Origin of the sequence: uncultured Nostoc sp., assembly GCF_964247315.1 — a bacterium.
Lineage (GTDB): Bacteria > Cyanobacteriota > Cyanobacteriia > Cyanobacteriales > Nostocaceae > Nostoc.
This window is the reverse complement of sequence record NZ_CAXTTT010000241.1, coordinates 1-3,251: the sequence shown is the minus strand read 5'-3', so window position 1 is coordinate 3,251 and position 3,251 is coordinate 1. Positions and strand designations below refer to the sequence as shown.

The 3,251-nt window shown below is 42.1% G+C and carries 5 protein-coding genes, 1 pseudogene and 1 riboswitch; of the genes and pseudogenes, 5 read left to right on the top strand and 1 reads right to left on the bottom strand.

The window, feature by feature from the left end:
• Nucleotides 1-55: 55 nt before the first annotated feature.
• Nucleotides 56-745: a SinI family restriction endonuclease gene (locus ACFE93_RS34250; protein ID WP_375480532.1), complete on the bottom strand. Its 690-nt coding sequence runs from the start codon at nucleotides 743-745 to the stop codon at nucleotides 56-58.
• A 65-nt stretch (nucleotides 746-810) separates the two neighbouring features.
• Here ACFE93_RS34250 and ACFE93_RS34245 point away from each other — a divergent pair.
• The 5 genes and pseudogenes from ACFE93_RS34245 to ACFE93_RS34225 all read left to right on the top strand — a co-directional run.
• Nucleotides 811-888: pseudogene (locus tag ACFE93_RS34245) on the top strand (uroporphyrin-III C-methyltransferase); the annotation flags it as partial.
• Nucleotides 889-937: 49 nt separating this feature from the next.
• Nucleotides 938-1,110, top strand: a riboswitch (cobalamin riboswitch).
• Nucleotides 1,111-1,131: 21 nt separating this feature from the next.
• On the top strand, nucleotides 1,132-1,551 hold the full coding sequence (locus ACFE93_RS34240) for a DUF1636 family protein (RefSeq protein ID WP_375480534.1): 420 nt from the start codon (nucleotides 1,132-1,134) through the stop codon (nucleotides 1,549-1,551).
• Entirely contained in the window at nucleotides 1,548-2,288 is a 741-nt protein-coding gene (locus tag ACFE93_RS34235) for a cobalt-precorrin-6A reductase (RefSeq protein ID WP_375480530.1), read from the top strand. The genes ACFE93_RS34240 and ACFE93_RS34235 overlap by 4 nt, the downstream gene beginning before the upstream one ends.
• A 92-nt stretch (nucleotides 2,289-2,380) precedes the next feature.
• Nucleotides 2,381-2,869: a PEP-CTERM sorting domain-containing protein gene (locus tag ACFE93_RS34230; RefSeq protein ID WP_375480528.1), complete on the top strand. Its 489-nt coding sequence runs from the start codon at nucleotides 2,381-2,383 to the stop codon at nucleotides 2,867-2,869.
• A 170-nt stretch (nucleotides 2,870-3,039) separates the two neighbouring features.
• Nucleotides 3,040-3,251 (top strand): hypothetical protein (locus ACFE93_RS34225; protein ID WP_375480526.1); only part of this gene is annotated, 212 nt, incomplete at its 3' end.

Here is a 3,251-nt window from a genome sequence, read left to right as displayed (position 1 = left end):
TACCTTCTCATGCTTTATTTACCTTTTTTTAAATAATAAAAAGTGGGATGCTCCCTTAGGACTTTATCTCTCTTAAAGCAGCAAGGTATTTTTCAACATACGATCTGAAGCCTTCTTCTGAAAGCTCTTCTTTTCCTTCCAATGAGGGGAATTTAACCCAGTTGTCCCCCTTTTTTTTAGAAAAAGTTCGGAACCATTTTTTAATTGGGGTTCCCTTACGGATAGCGGCAGAAGAAGAGTTTTCAGTATTATCTCTATTTTTTACTTGGAGCGATTGCCAGACATTTTTGTTATCAAAATATATAAAATCAACTGCTTTAACTATAGAACCAGAACACCATATCCATCCATGCGGCTCAATAACTGTCGCAACGTACCTTTCTAGCAAATCCCCTACAATGTTCTCAGCCCCCATTGATAGGCGGTGCAATTCTTCAGCTTTTCCCAATTCCTCATACGGAACTTCAAAATACTTATTCAGGATGATACTTACCATTTCATCCGGTATTGTACTAGGTGGCAAGGGTGTTCTTGGGTCACGACCTGTTTTGAAATTTGTAGCACTGGCAATAATATATTCTTCTGTCCCGACGATAGGCTGATTTTTACCTTTTCGTGGTGAAGCCGCAGCAGGGTTATCCGAAAGAAATCGTATGACCATTGTAAATTTATCGCTAAGTGATGGATCAACACTATCCATTGCTTTCTTTGCAATTTCTGCTGAATTTAATATAAATTCCGACATAGGTTCCTGAAATTATTAAAGGCTATCGGTCAATTTCAATACAGTTGAGGTAGAGTAAACTGGATTATAGTGCGCCCGCAATCGCAGTTATTGGACAAGTAGTGAATATGCACAGTATTTTATCTGGTTGTCGCCCAGTTTGATGGTTGGCGAAAAGCTTATTGTTTCGTATTTTCCGATAACCCTAGTGTATGATCGATAAGGTTATTCGGTTCTGGTGGGAGTCAGCTACCAGAGGTAACGGGGAAAGTTCGGTGCAAATCCGGCGCTGTCCCGCAACTGTGAACCAATTTGAGATTTAGTTCTTTAATCTCAAATCTCAAATTGAGTGAGTCAGGATGCCCGCCGAAATAGATTTATTAGTTTCACATATCTGCGAGGTACAGATGACTACTACTGTAAATATTTCTTCAACCAGTCTTTCGGATGTTGCTGAACATACTCTATTTGTTTGTAAAACCTGTGCAAGTGTTTGGCAAAATGGAAAACGCTTAGGTGAAAGTGGTGGTGAAAAACTTCTACACCAACTTCAGCAGCTGGCACAAGATTGGGAGTTACGAGATCAATTCCCGATTCAGGAAGTTGAATGCATGAGTGCTTGTAATCGTTCTTGTGTAGTCGCCTTTGCTGCCAAAGGTAAATTAACATATTTATTTGGTGATTTAGGCGTTGATGGTAGTGCCTCTGCGGTACTGCAATGTGCTAGTCAATACTTTGCTAAAGCAGATGGTTTACTACCTTGGTCAGAGCGTCCAGAAGCAATGAAAAAGGGCATTTTAGCAAAAATTCCACCTTTATCTAAATGATCCGCGTTTTGATTTTGGGTGGGACGGGTGATGCAGCAGAATTAGCTGCCAAAGTTACGACTATCCAAGGGTTAGAAGTAATCATCTCTCTAGCTGGCCGCACCCGTGAACCATCAGTACCGTTGGGCGATTTACGGGTTGGAGGCTTCGGTGGTGTGGCTGGATTGGCTAGCTATCTGCAAGTCATGCAAATCGACTTATTAATTGATGCAACCCATCCTTTCGCTACTCAGATTTCCTTCAATGCGGCAGACGCAGCAATGGAAGTTAGAGTACCCCGTTTGATGTTAATTCGTCCGCCTTGGGAAAAAGTAAGTGGCGATCGCTGGATTGAAGTTGATAATGTTGCAGCCGCAGCAACAACCCTGCCAAACCAGGCACAGCGAGTGTTTTTGACAGTTGGTAGACAAGAACTCGCCGCTTTTGCTCACTTGGAGAAAATTTGGTTTTTGATGCGGATGATTGACCCTCCTGGCGATGATGCTTTAGTACCGCCGGGGATGGTATTGTGCGATCGCGGGCCCTTTACCCTCAATAATGAAAGACAAATTCTGATTCAGAATAACATTGATACCATCGTCAGCAAAAATAGCGGTGGCGATGCCACAAAACCCAAGATTATTGCAGCGCGAGAACTGGGCGTAAAGGTTGTGATGGTCAATCGTCCAGCCATACCGCCAGGGGAGCAGGTTAATAATGTTGATGCTGCTTTGGTGTGGTTATTAGATCGCTGCTAAGTAAATAGGCAAGATTGATAATACTATCTTCGTTAATTTCCGTATAATACACCGGAACCTTCTATAAAATCCGCGATCGCCCTAAGACTTCCATGAAAAATCTAGCTCTATTTGCCATAGCCCTCGTCACCATATCTGGATTGGTTTTCGGGACAATGCCAGCCGCTTCTGCTTTAAGTTGGAGTTGGAATTATTCTGGTACTAGCATAGAGGCGAACGGTACTTTCACCACTAATGACACCCCTAACGATTTGGGTTTTTACTTGATTACTGGAATTACTGGTACACGAAATGGTGAAACAATTACTAGTCTGCAACCCCCTGGGACTCCAATGCCAGGAAACGAACCTTTTGATCTTGATAATTTAATTAGCCTTAATACTCAGCAGTTAACGCGTAAGGGTTTTGCGTATTCCACTTCGGGAGGAAATTATTCTAGTCCATTTTTCGCTAGTTTTTTGCCGACACCAGGTTATTTAGAGGTTTTTTCTGCGCCAAATAGACCAGGTTTTGAAAAGTTAGGATTAGAAGATAGGGAATTACCCATTAGTTTTTCTGCAACCCTAATCACCGTCCCTTAATCCACTTCTATTTTTAGCTTACTCATCATCGGCACTCTGGGCGCACCTCCAGTACTCAAACGTCACAAGCTATTCAAATTCACTCAGAAGAAGCTCGAAAAAGTTTCCTAAAACCATTTGTAGGGTAACTTTAACTAAATACAGTTTTGCGTAAAAGTGTAGCGTTTTTAATGCAAGCCAACGCATTAACAATCCAAGCCGACGCATTAACAATCCAAGCCAACGCATTAACAATCCAAGCCAACGCATTAACAATCCAAGCCAACGCATTAACAACGCAAGCCGACGCATTAACAATCCAAGCCAACGCATTAACAATCCAAGCCGACGCATTAACAATCCAAGCCGACGCATTAACAATCCAAGCCGACGCATTAACAAT